Source organism: Streptomyces sp. NPDC006208, assembly GCF_040613775.1.
In the GTDB taxonomy this organism is placed as follows: domain Bacteria; phylum Actinomycetota; class Actinomycetes; order Streptomycetales; family Streptomycetaceae; genus Streptomyces.
In genome coordinates, this window is the sequence record NZ_JBEXSW010000066.1 from 1 (window position 1) to 15,843 (window position 15,843).

The 15,843-nt window shown below is 69.1% G+C and carries 23 protein-coding genes; 1 reads left to right on the forward strand and 22 read right to left on the reverse strand.

Going from position 1 to position 15,843, the window contains the following annotated elements:
- Positions 1-532: 532 nt before the first annotated feature.
- From ABZ208_RS35280 to ABZ208_RS35290, 3 genes are read right to left on the reverse strand one after another with little or no spacing between them, the layout of a single operon-like run.
- Positions 533-739 carry a hypothetical protein gene (locus ABZ208_RS35280; RefSeq protein ID WP_356913526.1) on the reverse strand — a complete coding sequence of 69 codons (207 nt, stop codon included), beginning with the start codon at positions 737-739 and terminating at the stop codon, positions 533-535.
- Complete coding sequence (locus ABZ208_RS35285; protein WP_356913527.1) at positions 736-987, reverse strand: hypothetical protein; 252 nt, start codon at positions 985-987, stop codon at positions 736-738. The genes ABZ208_RS35280 and ABZ208_RS35285 overlap by 4 nt, the downstream gene beginning before the upstream one ends.
- Positions 987-1,184, reverse strand: a complete 198-nt coding sequence (locus ABZ208_RS35290) for a hypothetical protein (protein ID WP_356913528.1) — start codon at positions 1,182-1,184, stop codon at positions 987-989. The genes ABZ208_RS35285 and ABZ208_RS35290 overlap by 1 nt, the downstream gene beginning before the upstream one ends.
- A 164-nt stretch (positions 1,185-1,348) precedes the next feature.
- Here ABZ208_RS35290 and ABZ208_RS35295 point away from each other — a divergent pair, with 164 nt between their 5' ends.
- A complete protein-coding gene (locus tag ABZ208_RS35295; protein ID WP_356913529.1) occupies positions 1,349-1,585 on the forward strand; it encodes a winged helix-turn-helix domain-containing protein in 237 nt (78 codons plus the stop codon).
- A 63-nt stretch (positions 1,586-1,648) separates the two neighbouring features.
- Here ABZ208_RS35295 and ABZ208_RS35300 read toward each other — a convergent pair whose 3' ends face one another.
- From ABZ208_RS35300 to ABZ208_RS35390, 19 genes are read right to left on the reverse strand one after another with little or no spacing between them, the layout of a single operon-like run.
- Entirely contained in the window at positions 1,649-2,740 is a 1,092-nt protein-coding gene (locus ABZ208_RS35300; RefSeq protein WP_356913530.1) for a hypothetical protein, read from the reverse strand.
- A gap of 9 nt (positions 2,741-2,749) precedes the next feature.
- Positions 2,750-3,370, reverse strand: a complete 621-nt coding sequence (locus tag ABZ208_RS35305) for a collagen-like protein (protein WP_356913531.1) — start codon at positions 3,368-3,370, stop codon at positions 2,750-2,752.
- The gene (locus tag ABZ208_RS35310) at positions 3,367-3,675 is read right to left on the reverse strand and encodes a hypothetical protein (RefSeq protein WP_356913532.1); all 309 of its coding nucleotides are present in this window, start codon (positions 3,673-3,675) and stop codon (positions 3,367-3,369) included. Before ABZ208_RS35310 ends, ABZ208_RS35305 begins: the two co-directional genes overlap by 4 nt.
- Before the next feature lie 11 nt (positions 3,676-3,686).
- A complete protein-coding gene (locus ABZ208_RS35315) occupies positions 3,687-3,899 on the reverse strand; it encodes a holin (RefSeq protein ID WP_356913533.1) in 213 nt (70 codons plus the stop codon).
- A gap of 18 nt (positions 3,900-3,917) precedes the next feature.
- On the reverse strand, positions 3,918-4,844 hold the full coding sequence (locus tag ABZ208_RS35320) for an N-acetylmuramoyl-L-alanine amidase (RefSeq protein WP_356913534.1): 927 nt from the start codon (positions 4,842-4,844) through the stop codon (positions 3,918-3,920).
- 36 nt (positions 4,845-4,880) lie between these two features.
- A complete protein-coding gene (locus ABZ208_RS35325) occupies positions 4,881-5,405 on the reverse strand; it encodes a hypothetical protein (protein WP_356913535.1) in 525 nt (174 codons plus the stop codon).
- 9 nt (positions 5,406-5,414) lie between these two features.
- Positions 5,415-8,120 (reverse strand): alkaline phosphatase D family protein, encoded by a 2,706-nt coding sequence (locus ABZ208_RS35330; protein ID WP_356913536.1) that lies wholly within the window; start codon positions 8,118-8,120, stop codon positions 5,415-5,417.
- 1 nt (position 8,121) lies between these two features.
- On the reverse strand, positions 8,122-9,465 hold the full coding sequence (locus ABZ208_RS35335) for a hypothetical protein (RefSeq protein WP_356913537.1): 1,344 nt from the start codon (positions 9,463-9,465) through the stop codon (positions 8,122-8,124).
- An 11-nt stretch (positions 9,466-9,476) separates the two neighbouring features.
- Entirely contained in the window at positions 9,477-11,666 is a 2,190-nt protein-coding gene (locus ABZ208_RS35340; RefSeq protein ID WP_356913538.1) for a phage tail tape measure protein, read from the reverse strand.
- A gap of 6 nt (positions 11,667-11,672) precedes the next feature.
- Positions 11,673-11,825 (reverse strand): hypothetical protein, encoded by a 153-nt coding sequence (locus tag ABZ208_RS35345; RefSeq protein WP_356913539.1) that lies wholly within the window; start codon positions 11,823-11,825, stop codon positions 11,673-11,675.
- The gene (locus ABZ208_RS35350) at positions 11,822-12,223 is read right to left on the reverse strand and encodes a hypothetical protein (RefSeq protein WP_356913578.1); all 402 of its coding nucleotides are present in this window, start codon (positions 12,221-12,223) and stop codon (positions 11,822-11,824) included. Before ABZ208_RS35350 ends, ABZ208_RS35345 begins: the two co-directional genes overlap by 4 nt.
- Positions 12,224-12,242: 19 nt before the next feature.
- Complete coding sequence (locus ABZ208_RS35355; RefSeq protein WP_356913540.1) at positions 12,243-12,758, reverse strand: hypothetical protein; 516 nt, start codon at positions 12,756-12,758, stop codon at positions 12,243-12,245.
- Positions 12,758-13,159, reverse strand: coding sequence for a phage tail tube protein (locus ABZ208_RS35360; RefSeq protein ID WP_356913579.1), 402 nt, complete (start codon positions 13,157-13,159; stop codon positions 12,758-12,760). The genes ABZ208_RS35355 and ABZ208_RS35360 overlap by 1 nt, the downstream gene beginning before the upstream one ends.
- Before the next feature lie 14 nt (positions 13,160-13,173).
- Entirely contained in the window at positions 13,174-13,908 is a 735-nt protein-coding gene (locus tag ABZ208_RS35365) for a hypothetical protein (protein ID WP_356913541.1), read from the reverse strand.
- Entirely contained in the window at positions 13,908-14,351 is a 444-nt protein-coding gene (locus tag ABZ208_RS35370; RefSeq protein WP_356913580.1) for a hypothetical protein, read from the reverse strand. Before ABZ208_RS35370 ends, ABZ208_RS35365 begins: the two co-directional genes overlap by 1 nt.
- Positions 14,335-14,535, reverse strand: coding sequence for a hypothetical protein (locus ABZ208_RS35375; protein WP_356913542.1), 201 nt, complete (start codon positions 14,533-14,535; stop codon positions 14,335-14,337). The genes ABZ208_RS35370 and ABZ208_RS35375 overlap by 17 nt, the downstream gene beginning before the upstream one ends.
- Before the next feature lie 13 nt (positions 14,536-14,548).
- On the reverse strand, positions 14,549-15,145 hold the full coding sequence (locus ABZ208_RS35380) for a head-tail connector protein (RefSeq protein ID WP_356913543.1): 597 nt from the start codon (positions 15,143-15,145) through the stop codon (positions 14,549-14,551).
- Positions 15,146-15,151: 6 nt separating this feature from the next.
- Positions 15,152-15,376, reverse strand: coding sequence for a hypothetical protein (locus ABZ208_RS35385; protein ID WP_356913544.1), 225 nt, complete (start codon positions 15,374-15,376; stop codon positions 15,152-15,154).
- Between the two features lie 12 nt (positions 15,377-15,388).
- Entirely contained in the window at positions 15,389-15,775 is a 387-nt protein-coding gene (locus ABZ208_RS35390; RefSeq protein WP_356913545.1) for a hypothetical protein, read from the reverse strand.
- Between the last annotated feature and the right edge of the window lie 68 nt (positions 15,776-15,843).

Consider the following 15,843-nt stretch of genomic DNA (forward strand, 5'->3'; position numbering starts at 1 on the left):
TGAGCGCTGTACAACCGTTCTGACAAACTCTGTAGGGTCGAAACAGCAGGTCAACGCAATGATTGGGGAAACGCCGTGCGGCCGGTAGGCAGCAATTATCACGCTGCGAGCGCTGTACTAGATGGCGTTTGACCTGCTCCGCTGTGAGCGTGTTTATGGGAGTTATCTGCCCCATGTTTCACCCCTTCCCGTCTTGCGGCGCTCACCTCGGCGACGCCCCCGATTGTCGGGTCCCCACGTAGAACGAGACACCCCCCGAGCTGATGCTCGGGGGGTGCTTGGCTGCGGCTCCGCCATTTGGGCGGGGTCCCTCGTGCAAGAGAGGACGCCGCAGCGCCCGACCCGTAGGCCGGGGGCAAGTGCTGCCGAATGATCTACGTCGGGCAGTGTGTCGTCCGTCGAAACAGTTTGGGTAGGCCCCGGCCGGCCCGGGGGTGACAGCCGGCCGGGGTGCGACAGCCCTGTACTGCTCGCCGTCGGGCTGCCGCAGGGCCCGTCCATGGAGCCCTGACACGGGCCACGGACGGGGGTCTCATGAGCAGGCGTACACGTCGGCGCTGATGTCGTGCACGCCCGACCGGCCTTCCGCGCGCCCGGCCAGGACGGCGCCCGTGGTGAGCGGCGCGCCGCAGGCGTAGCAGTTCCAGCCCTTGCCTGCCCCGTAGGACAGAGCGGCGGCCCGGGGGATCGGCGCGCTGCTGCACCGGGTGCGGCGCGGCGTCGGCACGGGCGCAGTCATCGCCGCCCCCCGAGTCCGCTGCGCTCGGCCTCGCGGGTGACGCCCTCGGCGATTGCTGCGGCCGCCTCCTGCTCGGTCGCGCGCCGCACCTTGTTTGCCCAGTACGTGGCTTCCCGTACTTCGTCTCTGCGTGCCGGTCCATGGTGATGGCGGACGCGGTACATCCCCCCGAGGTCGAGCGTGATCAGTCCGGGCCGTCCGTCGGCGACGGTGACGACGTAATCCCATTGCTTGAGTGCGGCGGCCATCACACCCCCATGGGGAGCTCGGCGCGGACGAGCGCGCGCTGCTCGCGGCACGGGGCGCAGGCGAACTGCTCTAGCGGGTACGGCGCCCCGGACTGTCGCTCGATCAACACGCGTTCGGCCGTCGATGACGGGCCCTTGTGCCAGTCGCACCAGTCGGCCCGTTCCTGTCCGGGCGCGGCATCAGTAGGCTGCTGCATGGCGAGCTCCTTCACAGCATCGTCCGCACCCTCGGGCCGTTCGCGCGGCCGCGAGGGTTTTTCATGCCCACGGTAGTGCAGGGCAGATAGGCGGTATAGGTGCGATAGGTCAACTGGGTGGGCTGATCTCGCCTAGAGCAGGCTGCCCCCCTAGCTTTCCGATCATGGACTGGCAGCCGGAAATCCCGCGGTGGCGACAGGTGTATGCGCTGATCGAGGAGCGCATCGACAGCGGGGTGTACCCGCCCGGGGAGCGGCTCCCGTCGGCGCTCGATCTCGTCGAAGAGACAGGCATCAGTCCGGTGACGGCGCGGCGGGTGCTGCGCGAGCTGCGCGCCGCGGGCCTGGCGTACATGGAGCCAGGCATCGGGACGTTCGTGTCGAGGCTGCCCAGCACCTGATTCCGTGCATGACGAAAGCGCCCCTGCCCAGCCCGTAGGCCAGACAGGGGCGCGCGCAGTTGGTCAGAGCAGCATTCCGCCGCGGGGTACGACGAGGACGCCGCGGACAATGTGGTCGTCGGTGAGCCCACCGTTCGACCCGGTGAAACCGAGGCGGGCCGTAGCTGGCAGGGCGATGGTGTGCTGCAGAATCTGTACCTCATTCACCCACGCGGTGAGCACCCCGTCGAGGTAGCGCAGCCGCGCGGTGAAAGGCGCCGGCCTGAGTGTCAGGGCGCCTCCGTAGGTCTGCAGCGCGGTCATCGTCGTCGGGGTGGTCTGGACGAGCCTGGCGCGGGATCCGCCGCCTGTGTCGAGGGCCAGGGCAACGGAGTTGCAGCCCACCAGCCCGAGGTCGCCACCGCCACCACCCACGAATGAGTCCGCGGCCCCTGGGTCGGCGAAGGCGATGCACACCCCGTCTGCCCCAGTGCCGCCGCTCATCTCGCACGCGAAACTCACGTCGAGTCCCTCGGTGGTGACGAGGGTCGAGTACCAGGACGAGCCTGCGCCGAACCCGTCGCCGGCCTCGGTCAGGTACAGATCGCCGCCGAGCAGCTCGGCGAACCCGTTGCGGGTCCAACCTGCCTCGGTGGGCGCGGGGACGACGGAGAACGCAGGCCAGGACGAGGCGCCACGCGGCCCGTACAGGCGGCGTGCGCCCGTGTCGAGTGCCCAGTCGCCCTCGATGCCGAGCGCGGGCGCTGGCGTCCCGTCGGTGGCCAGCGTGACGCCACCGCGCGGTACCGCGAGGGTGGTGAACTCGCCCGCCACCGGATTGGGGACGACGACGTCGGCCAGGGCGACGCTCGGCACGGCTTTGGGCAGGCTGATGTGCCGCACCCAGTCGGGCCCGTTCGTCAGCTTGGCTGTGACCTTGTATGTCCACCCGCTCGGCGACATGCCTGTTGCGTCGGTGGCGCACAGCGTCACGGTGAACTCCCCATCGATGAGGGGGACCTCGGCGGCGCCACCGAGGATCACGTCGTCGCCGGCGATGGTCACCAGGTCGGGCCCGGTGAACGTGAGCCGGCCCTGCAGCGCCGCCCCGTTGGGCAGGGACAGGGGCTCACCCGCGGTCACGGTGACGGTCTCGACACCTGCAGGCAGTGGCATGGCTTCTCCCTACGGGTACTGGCGGCGGGCCGGGTCGAGCCCCATGGACAGCAGGCCCCCGTTGTCCGGTGGGGGTGCGTTGTCGCGGCGGCAGATGAGCGCATCCGGGTCGTTCTTCGGGGGCTGCAGGCTGTACCCGTCGGGGCAGGTCTGCCCGTCCTTTCCGTCATCGCCCGCGGGGCCCTGCTCGCCCTGTGGCCCGGCGGGGCCCTGCTCGCCCTGCGGCCCCTGTGGCCCGGCCGGGCCTGCCTCCCCGTCGGATCCGTCCGTCCCATCCGCCCCGGGGGTTCCGACACCGTCGCTTCCGTCGCTGCCCGGGGATCCGCTCGGCCCCGGGGTCCCGCTCGGCCCGGGCGGCCCCGAGGGGCCTGTCAGTCCCTGCTCGCCCTGCGCCCCGGGCGGCCCGGTGACGCTGGCACCTGGCTGCCCTCGGGAGCCTGGCGGGCCGGCGATGGGCTGGGCGCCAAGCTGCTGCACCTGTGCGGCAAGCTGATCCCGGGCGGTGTTCGCCGCCCGCAGATCCGCGGACAGCTGCGACGTCTGCCACCAGATGTACGCCACGAGCACCGCCAGGAACGCGCCGAACAGCACGGTCACAGGGTCGCGGTGCTGGTGCCTGTGTGTGCTCACGCAGCCCCCTTGTTCGCGTTGTACAGCTGGATGGCGAGCAGCAGCACGGGCACGATCAGGCTGAAAAAGATCAGCCGCCTGTCGCTCTGGCGCTGCTTCTCCTTCTCCTTCGCGGCATCCTCGAGTTCCTTGACCCGCTCGGTGAGCGCGGCGACTTCCTTGTCGCGTGCTTCTCGCTCGAGCTGGTAGCGCTCGAGCGAGACGCGCCCGTCGAGGCGGACACCGAGCTGCTGTATGTCCTCGCGGACGTCACTGAGCCTGTCCTCAAAGCGGCGGGCCAGTTCTCCGAGGGTCAGCTCGTCCACGGCTGCTCCGATCAGGCGCGCGGGGTGTGCTTGGCGGCCCAGCCGCTGACGAACGTGATTGCGGTCGGTATGAGCGCGAGCACGAACGGCTCGGTCGGGTCCGGCAGCGGGTCGATGAGACCAGCATCCCCCTGGATCGTGGTGAGGATGGCGAGCAGGCCGACGCTACCGAGGTACGCGCCGATGGTGCCGACGGTGACCTTCTTCTCTACGGGTGCAGCCATGGCAGGCTCCGTTTCTGTTCAGGCGGTGACGCTGAATCCGTACCGCGTACCGAGTTTGGTCAGGGAGGTGCGCCCGGGGATCCCGTCGGCCGCGGTCCCGGAGTAACCGAGCTTTCGCTGCCACGCGGCGTATGCCTGGACAGTGGCCCGGCCGAAGTGTCCGTCGCTGTAGCGCTTCGCGAGCAGCCCGGCATCGACGAGGGCGGCCTCTACGGTCCGCACCCCGCTGTACGTCACCGGGGTGCCTGCCTTCGCCGGGTCGGACCGGGCCGCGGCGACGAGCCGGGACAGGTCGACGGTGGGGCGCTGCGGCGTCGGCGCGGGCGCGCTGGGCTTCGGTGTGCCGAGCCGTGCGGAGATCCGGGCGAGCAGCGTCGGCCAGTCGACGCCGCGCGGGTCGACCTTCCCGGGCTGCCAGTCCAGGTGCCGAATCGCCGACTTGGCGGACCAGCCGTGTGCGCGGCAGATCGCGGCAGCCGCTTTCTCGATGGCGAGCAGCTGCGCCTCGGGCCACGGGTCCGCACCGTCCCCACGGTTGATGCATTCGAACCCGTAGAAGTGCCGGTTCCCGTCAACCGTGGCCTCGTTGTCCGTCGGCGGGTCGGTCTGGTTGATGACGGCGCGGAGTACATCCGGGTCGCCGAGCCCGGCATGGTTGGCCCGTCCGTTCCCGACGAGGTACACGGTGCCATCTTTGGCGATGACGCCTTGGCACAGCGGGCCAGGCAGCGCGCTGTGCCCGTTGTAGCAGAGCTCTACGGACGCGAGCGTCTGCTTCGCCGTGTCCCCCGAGGTCACGGTGTGGTGGATCATCACCCCGTGCATGGGTCCCCACGGGCCCCTGTGGTTGCGGTTGTTCGACTCCCAGGAACGGTGCTCGACGACCGTGAGGCCCTCGTCCCGGAGAGCCTGCAGCAGACGGTCAGCGGACAGCGGTGTGGCCATGTGCGGGTCCCCTCGGGGCGGTGGTCGGATTGGCGGTCAACCGATGCGGGTGTACACGAAGCGGGTCTGGTTTCCGCCGCGCAGGATGGTGCCGGTCGCACCGGAGACGCGCTGGGTGAAGTACAGGGCGTGTTCCGAGACGACGCTGGATGTGGTGAACGTTCCTCGGTCGTAGGCCGAGTGGAAGTTCGCGACGTCGCTACCGCCAGCAATGCGGTCGGTCGTGTTGCCGGGACGGCGGAAGATGATGGCCGCTCCATCGTCGGCGCCCGTCGTCGCGTTCGCGGCGTAGGCAGCCGTGAAGCTGGACAGGAGCACGCCTGTGGTCGCGTCCGAGTCCCACTCCCATTTGAAGTCTTCGGCGTCATCGGCGCTGTAGGAAATGAACAGCTCGTAGGTGTACAGGGCGTTCGGCTCAGGGGTGAAGCGGATCTCCGACTTCACGAACACCGTGGACGAGGTGACGGTCTGGTCGTTCTCCTGGATGACCAGCCGCGGATGCCTCGCGTTGAGGGCATCCGCGGTCATCACCTGGCCCGCATACCAGTTGGGGATGGACAAGGCAGCCTCCTACAGGGCGACGGGGCTGGGCTGGGCGAGTGACAGCGCGGTGCCCGCGGCCTGTGCCTTGACGACGGTGTTGACGCTGCGGGTGACCGTCATCCTTTGCGGCGTGAGCAGCTGCAGATTGTCGTAGGTGACCGTCACCGGGAGCGGGTTGGTGTTGCCTGAGCCGAGGATCGAGCGGGTACCGAGCGAGCCGGCCGAGGTCAGGCTGGTGTCGGTGGTGGTGGCCTGCCAGCCCTCGGGTTCCTGTCCGCCGCGCTTCCAGGCCTTGGCCCGCAGCGCGGTGCCCTCGAGCTGGAAACGCAGCGTGTAGAACGTCGCGGCCACATGTTTCCCTGGCGCGGTGACGGTGACCAGGTCGGTCTGCGTACCGCCGACCCGTTTCTGGATGACGAGCTGCAGCGTCGCCGTGGTGGTGAACCCGAGGCGGGCCGCGTACATGTTGTTCCCGTCGAGGTAGCGGGCGATCAGGTGCGTGAACTGGCTCGCTCCTGCCGCGAGGACGCTCGAGGAAATGTCCACGGTCATGTCGAGGTCGGGCGAGGGCGCGGTCGTGACGCTGTGGCGGGACACGTTGACGGTGCCGAGCGAGTGCACGCCCGTGGTGCCCGAGGTCGAGTAGTCGGATGCCGAGCCGCCTGTTGTCGTCCAGGCCTGGCCCGAGCTCGCGGTGCCCCACCCGCTGGCCGTGGTGCGGGTGAAGCTGTCCCACACGACCGGGCTGCACGCTGTCACGCGGACGGTCTCGCCCGCGAGGCGCACGTCGAACGGGAAGTGCGTGGGTAGTACCGCGGTCAGGCCCGTCGAGTTGACCCAGTGGATACGGGGAGTGGTCCCGTCCGGCGGGGTGTGGACGATGAACTCGGTGTCGTCCGCGTCCACCGCGGTGACCAGTTCCGAGCCGGACGTGTCCAGCCGGTTCGGCCCGTCCGGCCCGGCCGATGCGACATCAGCCGGCAGCTGCGCGACCGTCCACGGCTTGCCCGGGGACGCGTTCAGTTCAACGTTCCAGTCGTACAGGCCGATGTACTCGGTTCCGCCCTCGGCAATGAGCTCGATGGTCTCCGGGGGGAGCCAGCTCGGAGGGTTGGCGATCGTCATGCGGTCGCCGAGAGCGAGCGCGGTGACGTCGTCGGCCAGGCCCGGGTTGGCGGCCAGGTCGAGGTGGACGAGCGGATACCTGGGATCGTTGACCGTGCCGAGGTGCACCCGCCACCCGGCATGTCCGGGCAGCTGGTCGTCGGTGGCCACGTTCACGGTGACCGACTCGTCATAGACCCCGACCCCGTCCGGGTCCGTCTCCGGGTCGCTGGTGTTCAGCGAGCCTTCGGTCTTGACGAAGGTGGCCTCCCCGCCGTCCTGCCGCTTCGCAGTCACGGCGTTGCGCAGCTTCTGGTCGTCGTCGGTGGGCTCCAGTGGCGGCGAGATGTGGCCCGCGGCGTAGTCGAGCGCGATGACGGTGGCGTCGGCCTGAATGTAGGCGGTGTGCGCGAACTGCACCGTCCCGTCGTGGTAGCAGGTCCCGGTCAGGGCGATGGTGTGCCCGTCGTCCTGGACGCGCATGGTGCCGTACTGCCGGCGCCCGGAGACGGACCCGATGTCGTACTCGGTGCCCGTGGACCAGGCCCCGCTGTCCAGCGACGCGAACATGTACATGGGGAAGCGGCCGACGGGGTTGTTCGGCCCGGTGCAGATGCTGTTTGCGTGCATGTCCGCGGTCATGAACACCATGCGGTCGAGCCAGCCTGTGTCACCGAACAGCTGCACCATCTCGTCCCGCTCATACGGGAAGTTGGCCCACGTGTCCGTCCCTCCGACCCAGCGGGAAGGGGACTGCCACACGAGTGCCGAGGCGGTGCTCGTCGACAGGAGCGTCTCCATCCATGCCTTCTGCGCGGTGCCCAGCATGGTCTTGCTCGGGCTGATCGCGGTGCTGTTCGGGTCGCGGAAGCTGCGCACGTCGCTCGCGATGTAGAGGACGCGGCCGACCTGCCACGATTGGTAGATCCCCGCGGCGTCAGGCAGCGTGTAGTGCGGCACCCATTCGCGGTAGACCTGCTGGGCTGCTGGCTTGCTCGCGCTGGTGCGGTCCGAGTCGTTCGGCCCGAAGTCGTGGTCGTCCCAGACGTAGGTGGACGCGACGGAGCGCATGAACTGGCCCTGCCTGGCGGCACTGCTGATTACCGCGCCGTAGTTCATCGTCTCGAAGTACGCCGAGCGGAAGCTGGCCGGCGTGTTCGTCGCGATGTTCTTGTAGTGCAGGTCCCCGAGGTGAGAGAACCAGGCCCATTCCTCGTCGAGCGACTGGGCTTTCATCGTGTCGAACACGACTCCGTTGCTCACGCCGCTGGTGACAGTGCCCTCGTCCCCGTCCCCGGTGAGTCCCGCGTCACCAGCCGCACCGAACACGTAGCTCAGCCGCTCGCCTGTCGCGCCCGGGTGGGTGCGAAACGTCGACTTGAAGGACGTGTTCAGCGCCCCGTCATCGACGAGGCACCAGTACCGGGTGTCCGGGTCGAGCCCCGTGACGTCCCATGTGATGACGTTGTCGGTGCCCGGGGCGGTCGGCCCGAGGGATACGGGCCCGGTCATCGCCTCGTTGTCGGCGACCAGCAGCGTGGACGCGGTTGCTGCGACGAGCCGCGCCCGCACCCGGGCGGTCGTGTCCGTTGTCGCACCGACCCACACCGAGCAGACGTCGAACGCCACGTCACACCCCCTGGTTGTACTTCGATCTCTGAGTTCGGTATGCCAGGCCCGCCACGTCGCGCGACTCGTGCAGCACCCCGCCATCGACGTCCGCCGCGGACTGCAGCAGGTCGAGGAACGAGCCGCTGCGCTGCGGGCCCATGGGCGGCGTCTGGTCCAAGTTGCCGTGCACCGCCAGGGGTACCCCCTGCTCGGCACACAGCCGCTCGATGCGCCGCCCTGCGAGCTCACGCGCGTGTCCGAGCAGCGCCTGGTAGGTGTCGGTCGCGTCCGGGGGTGTCTCCCAGTAGGCGATGTGCCCCAGCTGCATGGCCTCGGGCAGCCCGGTGAACTGCCCCCACCGGTAACGCAGGCGCAGGGGCGGGCGGAACGCGACAGCCTGGGTCCCGCTGGCGCGGGTCACCCCGTCGATGACGAGCGTCCAGTCTGTCGAGCCGCCGTTCCGCGCGGCCGTGACGCGCAGCATGTGCGGCGACAGGTCGAAGATCCCCGGGTTACTGACCGTGGCCAGGGTGGTCAGCGTCGTGATCGTCTCGCCCGCGGACAGCAGCCGCAGCTCGACGACGTTCGTTGTCGCGTCGGCGGCGATGATCCAGCCCTTGACCGGGTCGGCGTTGGTGCCCTCCCCGTTATCGAAGGCAGCGAAGTCGTCCTCGGTCCCGCCCACTCCGTTGCGGAAGTGGTCGGCAGCCCATGCGTCCAGGGCCTGCGGGCGCACGGTCGTGGTCAGCCGCCCGGTCGTCCCGGACGGGAGCTCAACGGCCGCATCCAGCCACGTGGCGAGCGTGCCCTTCCCCCACCCGGGCTGCCCCTGGAAGAACGAGCCGGCCGTGCCGATCGCGCGGATCGGTTGTCCACCGCCGACGATCTCGGAGCCCTGCCGCGCGTCCTCCCCGTCCGTCATCGGCCAGTACGCCAGCGGGGCGCTCGCCTCGATGAAGCGGCGTAGCGGGTCCCGCACAGGCGGCACGCCCTGACTCAGGCGGCGCCGCACCCCGTTGGCCTGGACTCCGACGTACACATCTTTCCCGGACACGTCCCAGCGGGTGGGCCAGCTGGAGACGCGGCCCTCGAAACGCACCGAGCTGTCCACGGTGATCCGGATCTTCGTGTTCCTGCCGAGCTGCCCGTAATGCGGGCTGGCAGTGTTCTTCGGCGTGTACTTGCCGAGCCGGTTGTTGATCGTGAGCTGGCATTTCGTGGTGTCCGCCGTAGCGGCCCAGTCCTGGCGTCCCCACGTGATCTGAATCCGGTTGCGAAGGTAGACGTCATCGGAGATGTCCACCCACGCCCCCTCGAGGAACAGCTCGATGGTGACGACGAGTGGAGTCTGAGGGAACGCCACAGTTCCACCCCCTAGCTGCTGCCGAATGCCTGCTGCGCGCTGCCGCCGCCCTCGACGGTGACCATCTTGCGGACCAGGCGCAGCAGCTCGTCATAGACGCCGATGGTGCTGACCCGGACATCGACCGCCGCAGCGCCGCCTGCGGACCGTCCGAGGACCGGAGCCATGCGCCGGCCGACGGCGGCAGCAGCGTTGGGTGACGGCGGAGTGACGAGGGTGGACATGGTCCGCGCGAGCGCGGGCGCTCCGTCATCGATGCCCTCGACGATGCCGGCGGGAATCCACCGGCCGACGACTTCGGCCATCACCCTGGAAGGGCTGGAGATGCCGAGCGCGTCGGCGATCGGCCCGGGGATCATGTTCCGGGCGAAGGACAGCAGCTGATCCTTGAGCCAGCCGCCCATGGACTTGATGCCTTCCCACAGGCCGCGGATCAGATCCTTGCCCTTGTCCCAGAGCAGGTCTTTCAGCCCGCCGATCGCCTTCGAGATACGCCCGGGCAGGCCCTGTACCCACACGATGAGCTGGGCGACCTTCTCGATGGTGCCCTTCTTGATGCGGTCCCAGTGGTCGAGGAACCAGCGCACCAGCGGCAGGTTCTTGATGAACCCGAGGATCATGTCGCCGATCCCCTTGATCTTGCCCCAGATCCAGTCCCAGGCCTGGCCGGTCCATTTCTTGATGGTGTCCCAGTTCGCGATGACCAGGGCGACCAGGCCGACGATGGCCGCGATGATGAGTCCGATCGGGCCCATGGCGATCAGCCACTGTGCGGCCATGGTCGCCGCCCACACAACAGCCCGTGCGGCCATGAGCGCGAACTGCGCGACCGCGGTGACCGCGGCCCGGACGACTGCCGCGATCCATGTGCCGATCGACACGAGGGCGCTGCCCACCCAGGCTGCAGCCGTTGACGCCGCGGACACGACCGCAGCCCCGGCGATCTGTGCGTAGGCCGCCAGGCCCAGGGCCATCATGCGCGTCCAGTTCCCGATGACCGTCCAGGCCGAGGCGGACATGATGGCGTGCGCCGCGGTGACGACGGTCGAGATGGCCGCATAGGTGGCCATGGCAGCCTTGACCACCAGGACCGTCGCGGCCAGCCCGGCCAGGGTGTAGGCGAGCGGCTCCATGACCTTCTGGTTGTCCATGGCGAACTTGACGAATACGCCCGCAGCCTCGCCGAGGTCGCCCATTACCTTTCGCTTGAACGACTCGATCGCCGACTTCGGGTTGTCGCCCACTGCGGCGACCAGCTTGTCGGTGGATCCGGCAGCCTTGTCCATGCCCGCCGCCGCGGCTGCAGACGCGGGATCGAGGGCGAACAGCGATTCGCCCATGACGTTGCCCGGGTCACCGAACAGCGCGGCGGCCGCGTTCAGCTTGACGGTCTCGTTCTTGGCGCCACGCAGGCCGTCCATGGTCTTCTGCAGGGCGAGCTTGGCGGAGTCGCCGCCCTTGCCGAGCAGCTTGGCCATCTCGCTGGACTTCAGACCGATGCTCTTGAACGCGTCGTCCACGGCGGTGCCGCCGGCCAGTGCCCGCTCGCCGAACTGACCGATCGCGTCGGCGACCTGGTCGGCGTCCCGGGCGCCGGCCTTGAGTGCCTGGGACAGCAGCCCGGTTGCGGTCTGCCCATCGAGGCCCACGCGGCGCCACTGGGTCGAGTATTCGTTGAGCGTTTCGAGGTAGTCACCCGACTTGTCAGCGCTGGACTGCAACCCGGTGGTGATGATGTCGAACGCTTCCTCAGCGTTGTCGGCCAGACCGGTGCGCATCAGCTGGCCCACTGCGGCGGTCGCCATCGTGAGGTCTTGGTCGAACGTCTCGGCCAGGGCCAGGGCCTTGGTGGTGACGCCCTCGAGGCCGCCCTCGGCCTGGCTGACGTCGCCGATGTTCTGGTGAACGCCCTTGATGGCCAGGTTCACGGTCTCGATCGAGTCGCCCCACGCGTTCTCATAGATCGACGCCGAGACCTTGGACAGCTCGGCCGCTTCGGCCGGGCCGGCACCGAGCTGCGCGGCGAGTTTGTCGCCCGCCGCTTCCATGTCCATGTGGGTCATCACGCCGGCAGCGAGCGCCATGCCGAAGCCTGCGCCGATGGTGGCCGCCGCGGTATTGAGCCGCTCGCCGAACGCGGACACTTCGCCGGACGCCTGATCGCGGGCGACGAGGTTGAACACCAGGGATGTGTCGGACACGACGGGTCACCCCCTCTTCATGCGCTCGGTCTGCTCGTCCATGTCGCGCTTGTACGCGTCGAGCCAGTCCAGGGCGGCGTCGGTCTGCTCGACCGTCATCCGGTCCCACTCCCACGGGCGGATGCCGAGCAGGTGGGCGGCGTTGCCGAGCTGCCTCACCCGGCGATCGGCAGCCCCGCTTTTCCCTCGTCGCCGCTGTCGTCGAACGCGGTCTCGATCTCCTTGTCGAAGACGGCCAGGGCCGCGGCCAGCTGGTCGCCGTGCAGGGACTCGAGCGCCTTCTCGCGCATCTCCTCCCACTCCTGGCGCGAGTATTCGAGGGTGAGCTCATCCCACGCGAAATCCACGTCCTCGAACCGGGTCTTCGGGTGCTCGCGCCGCAGGAACGTGAACAGCAGCGCCCGCCTGCAGAGCGAGTTGCCCTTGAGGACGTCAGTCGTGAACTCGCTGAAGTTGCGCCCGGTGCGGCGCTCGAGATCCTCGCGCTCCACAGACATGAGCTTGCGCGGGTTGTAGCGCCATCGGGTCGGCTCTTCCTGCCCCTCGGGCTGGTACACCAGGAACAAGGGGTACTCCTTACTCGTCGACCCGGGACGCGATGCGCCGGGCCATGTCGTCCATCGCGTCGAGGACGGCCTGCTTGTACGTGTTCTGCTGGCCCTCGAAGGCTTCGTCGAACCAGTGCCGCTTGCCGTACTGGGTACGCCACGGCTCGTGCCCGTAGGTGAGGGTGCGCCACCCGCCGTCACGCCGGTTGGTGCGCTTCGGAGCGTTGGGGAACTGGCGCAGCCCGCGGGTCTTGAATGCCTTCACGCGGGCGCCGGACCAGCGGCCGCCCAGCTTCACCTCGGGCCGGATCTTCTTCGCAATCGCCGTGCGCAGCCCGGGGGTGCTGGTGCTCAGGCCGGCCGAGCTCATGCCCATGATGTTGCTCTTCGCCAGGACCGCGGCCGGCCGCAGCGCCTCGCGCATGTTCTTCGCGAGCTCCTTGCGCAGCAGCTTCGCGTCGGCCTGCGAGCGGATCGCGCGGACCAGGGAGTCGAGGCCCTCGTGCGTGCACTCCAGCTGGAACGGCGGGCCGTCCCCGGGCATCAGGCCACGGCCCGGGTCACGGCCCCGCTCGTCGGGTAGCTGACGGACACCGATGCCTCGTCACCCACGCTGCCCTCGATCGGGTTCCATCCCTTGACCAGGACGCTGCCCGAGTAGGACGGGTTCGATGCGCCGACCGCGGCCTGGTCGAGCCGGGTCACGAACGGGACCACGGTCCCGAGCAGCGGCCACATGATCGAGTCGATCTCGGTCGCGGCCACGTCCTGCAGGAACTCGATCGACAGCTCGCCGGACTTGAGGCCACCGAGGACCTGCTTCCATCCGAGGCTGGTGTAGGTGGTGACGTCCTTGTCTTCCACCTCGACGCTGACCTCGCACTTGCGCATGTGCTCGGACACGTCCGTCCCGTTGAGGGACAGGAACTGCGCGAGCAGAACCATCTTTGCCACGTTGATCACCTGATTCCGAGAGAGGCGGCGAACATGAAACTGGGAGTCGTCCCGGAAATGGTCCAAGCGACCCGGTAATGCGTGTCGGTGATCGCGGTCCCGTCGGTACGCAGGATCTCCCCGCCGGCCGCGGTTGCCGCGGTGAACGTGAGCCGCGTCGTCGGGGATGCGAAGCTTCCGTCGGAGTCGGATTCGATCCGCCCCGTGATGCTCGGTGTGGTCCCGGATGCGGACAGGACGTGCAGCGCGGCGTAAAGCCGCTGCCCGGTGGTGATGGCGCCCAGGTTCAGCGCGGTCCCCGTCCCGGACGCGGTCCGCGCAGTGCCAGGCGGGTGCCCGATCTGCCCGCGCACCATGGGCCAGGACGACTTGACGGTGCCGGACCACGGGGCGACTTCCCCAACGGCGTCGCCGAACTTGAAGTCGGAGCGCATGCCGTAGGTCAGGTAGGCAAGCGCGCCGACGATCGAGTCGGTGGGGCACACCGTGTACGGGCCGACCCCGCCGAGCGCGGACCAGGACGCGTTGTCGACGAGCGACGGATCGCCCGCTTCCCACTGTCCTTCGCCTGCGATCTCGGCCGAGCCGAGCCCGGCGATGACTTCCTTCCATCCGCCGGACCGGTAGTTGGTGGTCTCTTTGTCCTCATGCTCGGCAGACAGTTCGATCTTGTTGCTTGCGCCGGACAGGTCGGCGCCCACCGCGAACAGCCGGCAGTCGAGCAGGATCTGCTTGCCCATTACGCGCTCCCCTCTCCGATGACCTTGATGACCAGCTCGGCACCCAGGTATTGGGTGCCCTGGTGCTCGTACCAGCGGTATCCCTGGATGCGCATGACGTGCAGGTCATGCGCCAGCCCGCCGAGGGCGTACTCACCCGGGGCGCCGCGGGCCGCCTCGATCGCAGCCTTAAGCGATGCCGCGCCCGCCCCGGCGAGCATCGCGTCCAGGAGACGCTGCGCCGCCCGGTCGTCGGACCTGCTGACCAGGACGCGGCAGGTGAGTTCGACCTCGTCGAGCGAGCGGCGCATCGCCTTGTCGAACTCGACGCTGTACTCGCCGCAGAAGAACGCGGGCGTGGTGATCGCGTCCGGGACGTACCCGGTGCACACCAGCTTGCCCACTCCGTCGGGCAGGGCAACGGCGCGTGCCGCGTCCGCAATCGCGTCACGCACTTCCGCCATCTGCACGGCGGCCACCTCGCTTTGGCTGCTTGCGTGCGGGTTGCTCCTCGTCGACCTGCTCGGCAACGCCGGACGCCACCAGGTGCGCGGCCTGCGCCGTGGGCAGCTCGGCCTCGTCGCCCTTCTTCGGCCAGGACTGGCCGTCGCGGGTGCCGGTCATCTCGATCAGCATGCGGATCCGCATCGCTGCTGCCTCCTTACCCGAAGCCCGGGCGGACGTACTGCTCGATCAGGTTCCACACGTCGGGGTCCCTGCGGGACAGCCGGACCACGCCCCACTCGGCCGAACCCATGACGCCCTCGGGGGAGTCCTTGCGCTTGAACAGCCTCGAGGCCTGGATCAGCGCGGCCTGCTCGATGTCGTCGGGCACGGACGGCCACCCGAACCGGGCCGTGACCCGGACGCGTGACGGCCCGTATCCCCAGGTCCCGTTGACGCGCAGCAGCCCGGTGATGGGCTCGCCATCGGCGTGCGCGTTGTCCGGGGTGGTCTCGTACCCGGTGACCGTGGACCAGGATGAGCCCGAGCCAGTCTCGACGAGCAGCCCGGACAGGCTGCCGATGTCGTCGGTGAGCAGCACCTCACCGTCGGGTTCGCATACGGTCCGGCCGCGCAGTCGGTAGGTGCGTACCACCGGGTCCGCGTCGAGCCAGAACCGGCGCCCAGTCGTCTTGTCGATGGAGCGGGACGCGGATGTGATCGCCCTGCCCAGCAGCTCGTCGCGGCTGTCGTCGTCCGCCTCCATGTTCAGCTGCTCTTTGAGCGTGGCCAGGTCGGCGTAGTCGGTGGCCACGCCCGGTCACCCCTTCGGCCGAGGCGGAGCAACGGCCTTCTTTGCTGCAGTCTTCTTCCCGGGGTCCGCGCTGGTGCGTCCTTGCGGCCCGTCGTCCTCGGCGTGCTCGGGCGTGTACCCGTAGTGGGCGAGCTGCTCGTCGACCTGGCTCACCCGCTCGTCGTCACCGCGGGCCGCGTAGACAGCGCGCTCGCGCCTCAGCCCGGCGATCATGTTGTCGTCCCTGGCCATAAGCTCTTCTCCTCAGAAGATGTGCACGTCCGCCGTGTTGGTGACGTTCGTGTTCGCCGAGTACGTCAGCCGCAGATAGCGCCACGGCTGCCCGGGCCGCAGGATCTTGCGGCTGGTCGTCGCCGTGGTGATAGCGAAGGTGGCCACGCTGCCCGTGTCCGGGGTGGCCGGGTCCGCGTAGGACACGGCAAACCAGGTCGCCCCGTCGGCGCTGCCCTCGATCGCATACGTGCACGTTGGCGTCGCGCCCACCGTCGTGGTGATGGTGAGCAGCGCGGGCCGCTCGGCCGCCGCGCCACGGTCGACGATGTGCGTGGACGCGCCGTCGCCAGCCTGCGCGCTCGAGATCCGCGCACTGTTCGGGTATCGCTCCCCGCCCAGCGCCTGCTGTGTTGCCATGCTCCCGCCCTCTCCTCGGACAGCCGGCGGGACGGGCCTGCGCTCCCCACCACGAAAGCGCAGGCCCG

Excerpts from the sequence above, each read along its gene's own strand:
- ABZ208_RS35390 (WP_356913545.1), bottom strand. The coding sequence starts at position 15,775 with ATGGCAACACAGCAGGCGCTGGGCGGGGAGCGATACCCGAACAGTGCG.
- ABZ208_RS35360 (WP_356913579.1), bottom strand. The coding sequence starts at position 13,159 with ATGGTTCTGCTCGCGCAGTTCCTGTCCCTCAACGGGACGGACGTGTCC.
- ABZ208_RS35315 (WP_356913533.1), bottom strand. The coding sequence starts at position 3,899 with ATGGCTGCACCCGTAGAGAAGAAGGTCACCGTCGGCACCATCGGCGCG.
- ABZ208_RS35355 (WP_356913540.1), bottom strand. The coding sequence starts at position 12,758 with ATGCCCGGGGACGGCCCGCCGTTCCAGCTGGAGTGCACGCACGAGGGC.
- ABZ208_RS35295 (WP_356913529.1), top strand. The coding sequence starts at position 1,349 with ATGGACTGGCAGCCGGAAATCCCGCGGTGGCGACAGGTGTATGCGCTG.
- ABZ208_RS35320 (WP_356913534.1), bottom strand. The coding sequence starts at position 4,844 with ATGGCCACACCGCTGTCCGCTGACCGTCTGCTGCAGGCTCTCCGGGAC.
- ABZ208_RS35300 (WP_356913530.1), bottom strand. The coding sequence starts at position 2,740 with ATGCCACTGCCTGCAGGTGTCGAGACCGTCACCGTGACCGCGGGTGAG.
- ABZ208_RS35385 (WP_356913544.1), bottom strand. The coding sequence starts at position 15,376 with ATGGCCAGGGACGACAACATGATCGCCGGGCTGAGGCGCGAGCGCGCT.
- ABZ208_RS35280 (WP_356913526.1), bottom strand. The coding sequence starts at position 739 with ATGACTGCGCCCGTGCCGACGCCGCGCCGCACCCGGTGCAGCAGCGCG.
- ABZ208_RS35375 (WP_356913542.1), bottom strand. The coding sequence starts at position 14,535 with ATGCGGATCCGCATGCTGATCGAGATGACCGGCACCCGCGACGGCCAG.
- ABZ208_RS35285 (WP_356913527.1), bottom strand. The coding sequence starts at position 987 with ATGGCCGCCGCACTCAAGCAATGGGATTACGTCGTCACCGTCGCCGAC.
- ABZ208_RS35290 (WP_356913528.1), bottom strand. The coding sequence starts at position 1,184 with ATGCAGCAGCCTACTGATGCCGCGCCCGGACAGGAACGGGCCGACTGG.
- ABZ208_RS35370 (WP_356913580.1), bottom strand. The coding sequence starts at position 14,351 with ATGGCGGAAGTGCGTGACGCGATTGCGGACGCGGCACGCGCCGTTGCC.
- ABZ208_RS35365 (WP_356913541.1), bottom strand. The coding sequence starts at position 13,908 with ATGGGCAAGCAGATCCTGCTCGACTGCCGGCTGTTCGCGGTGGGCGCC.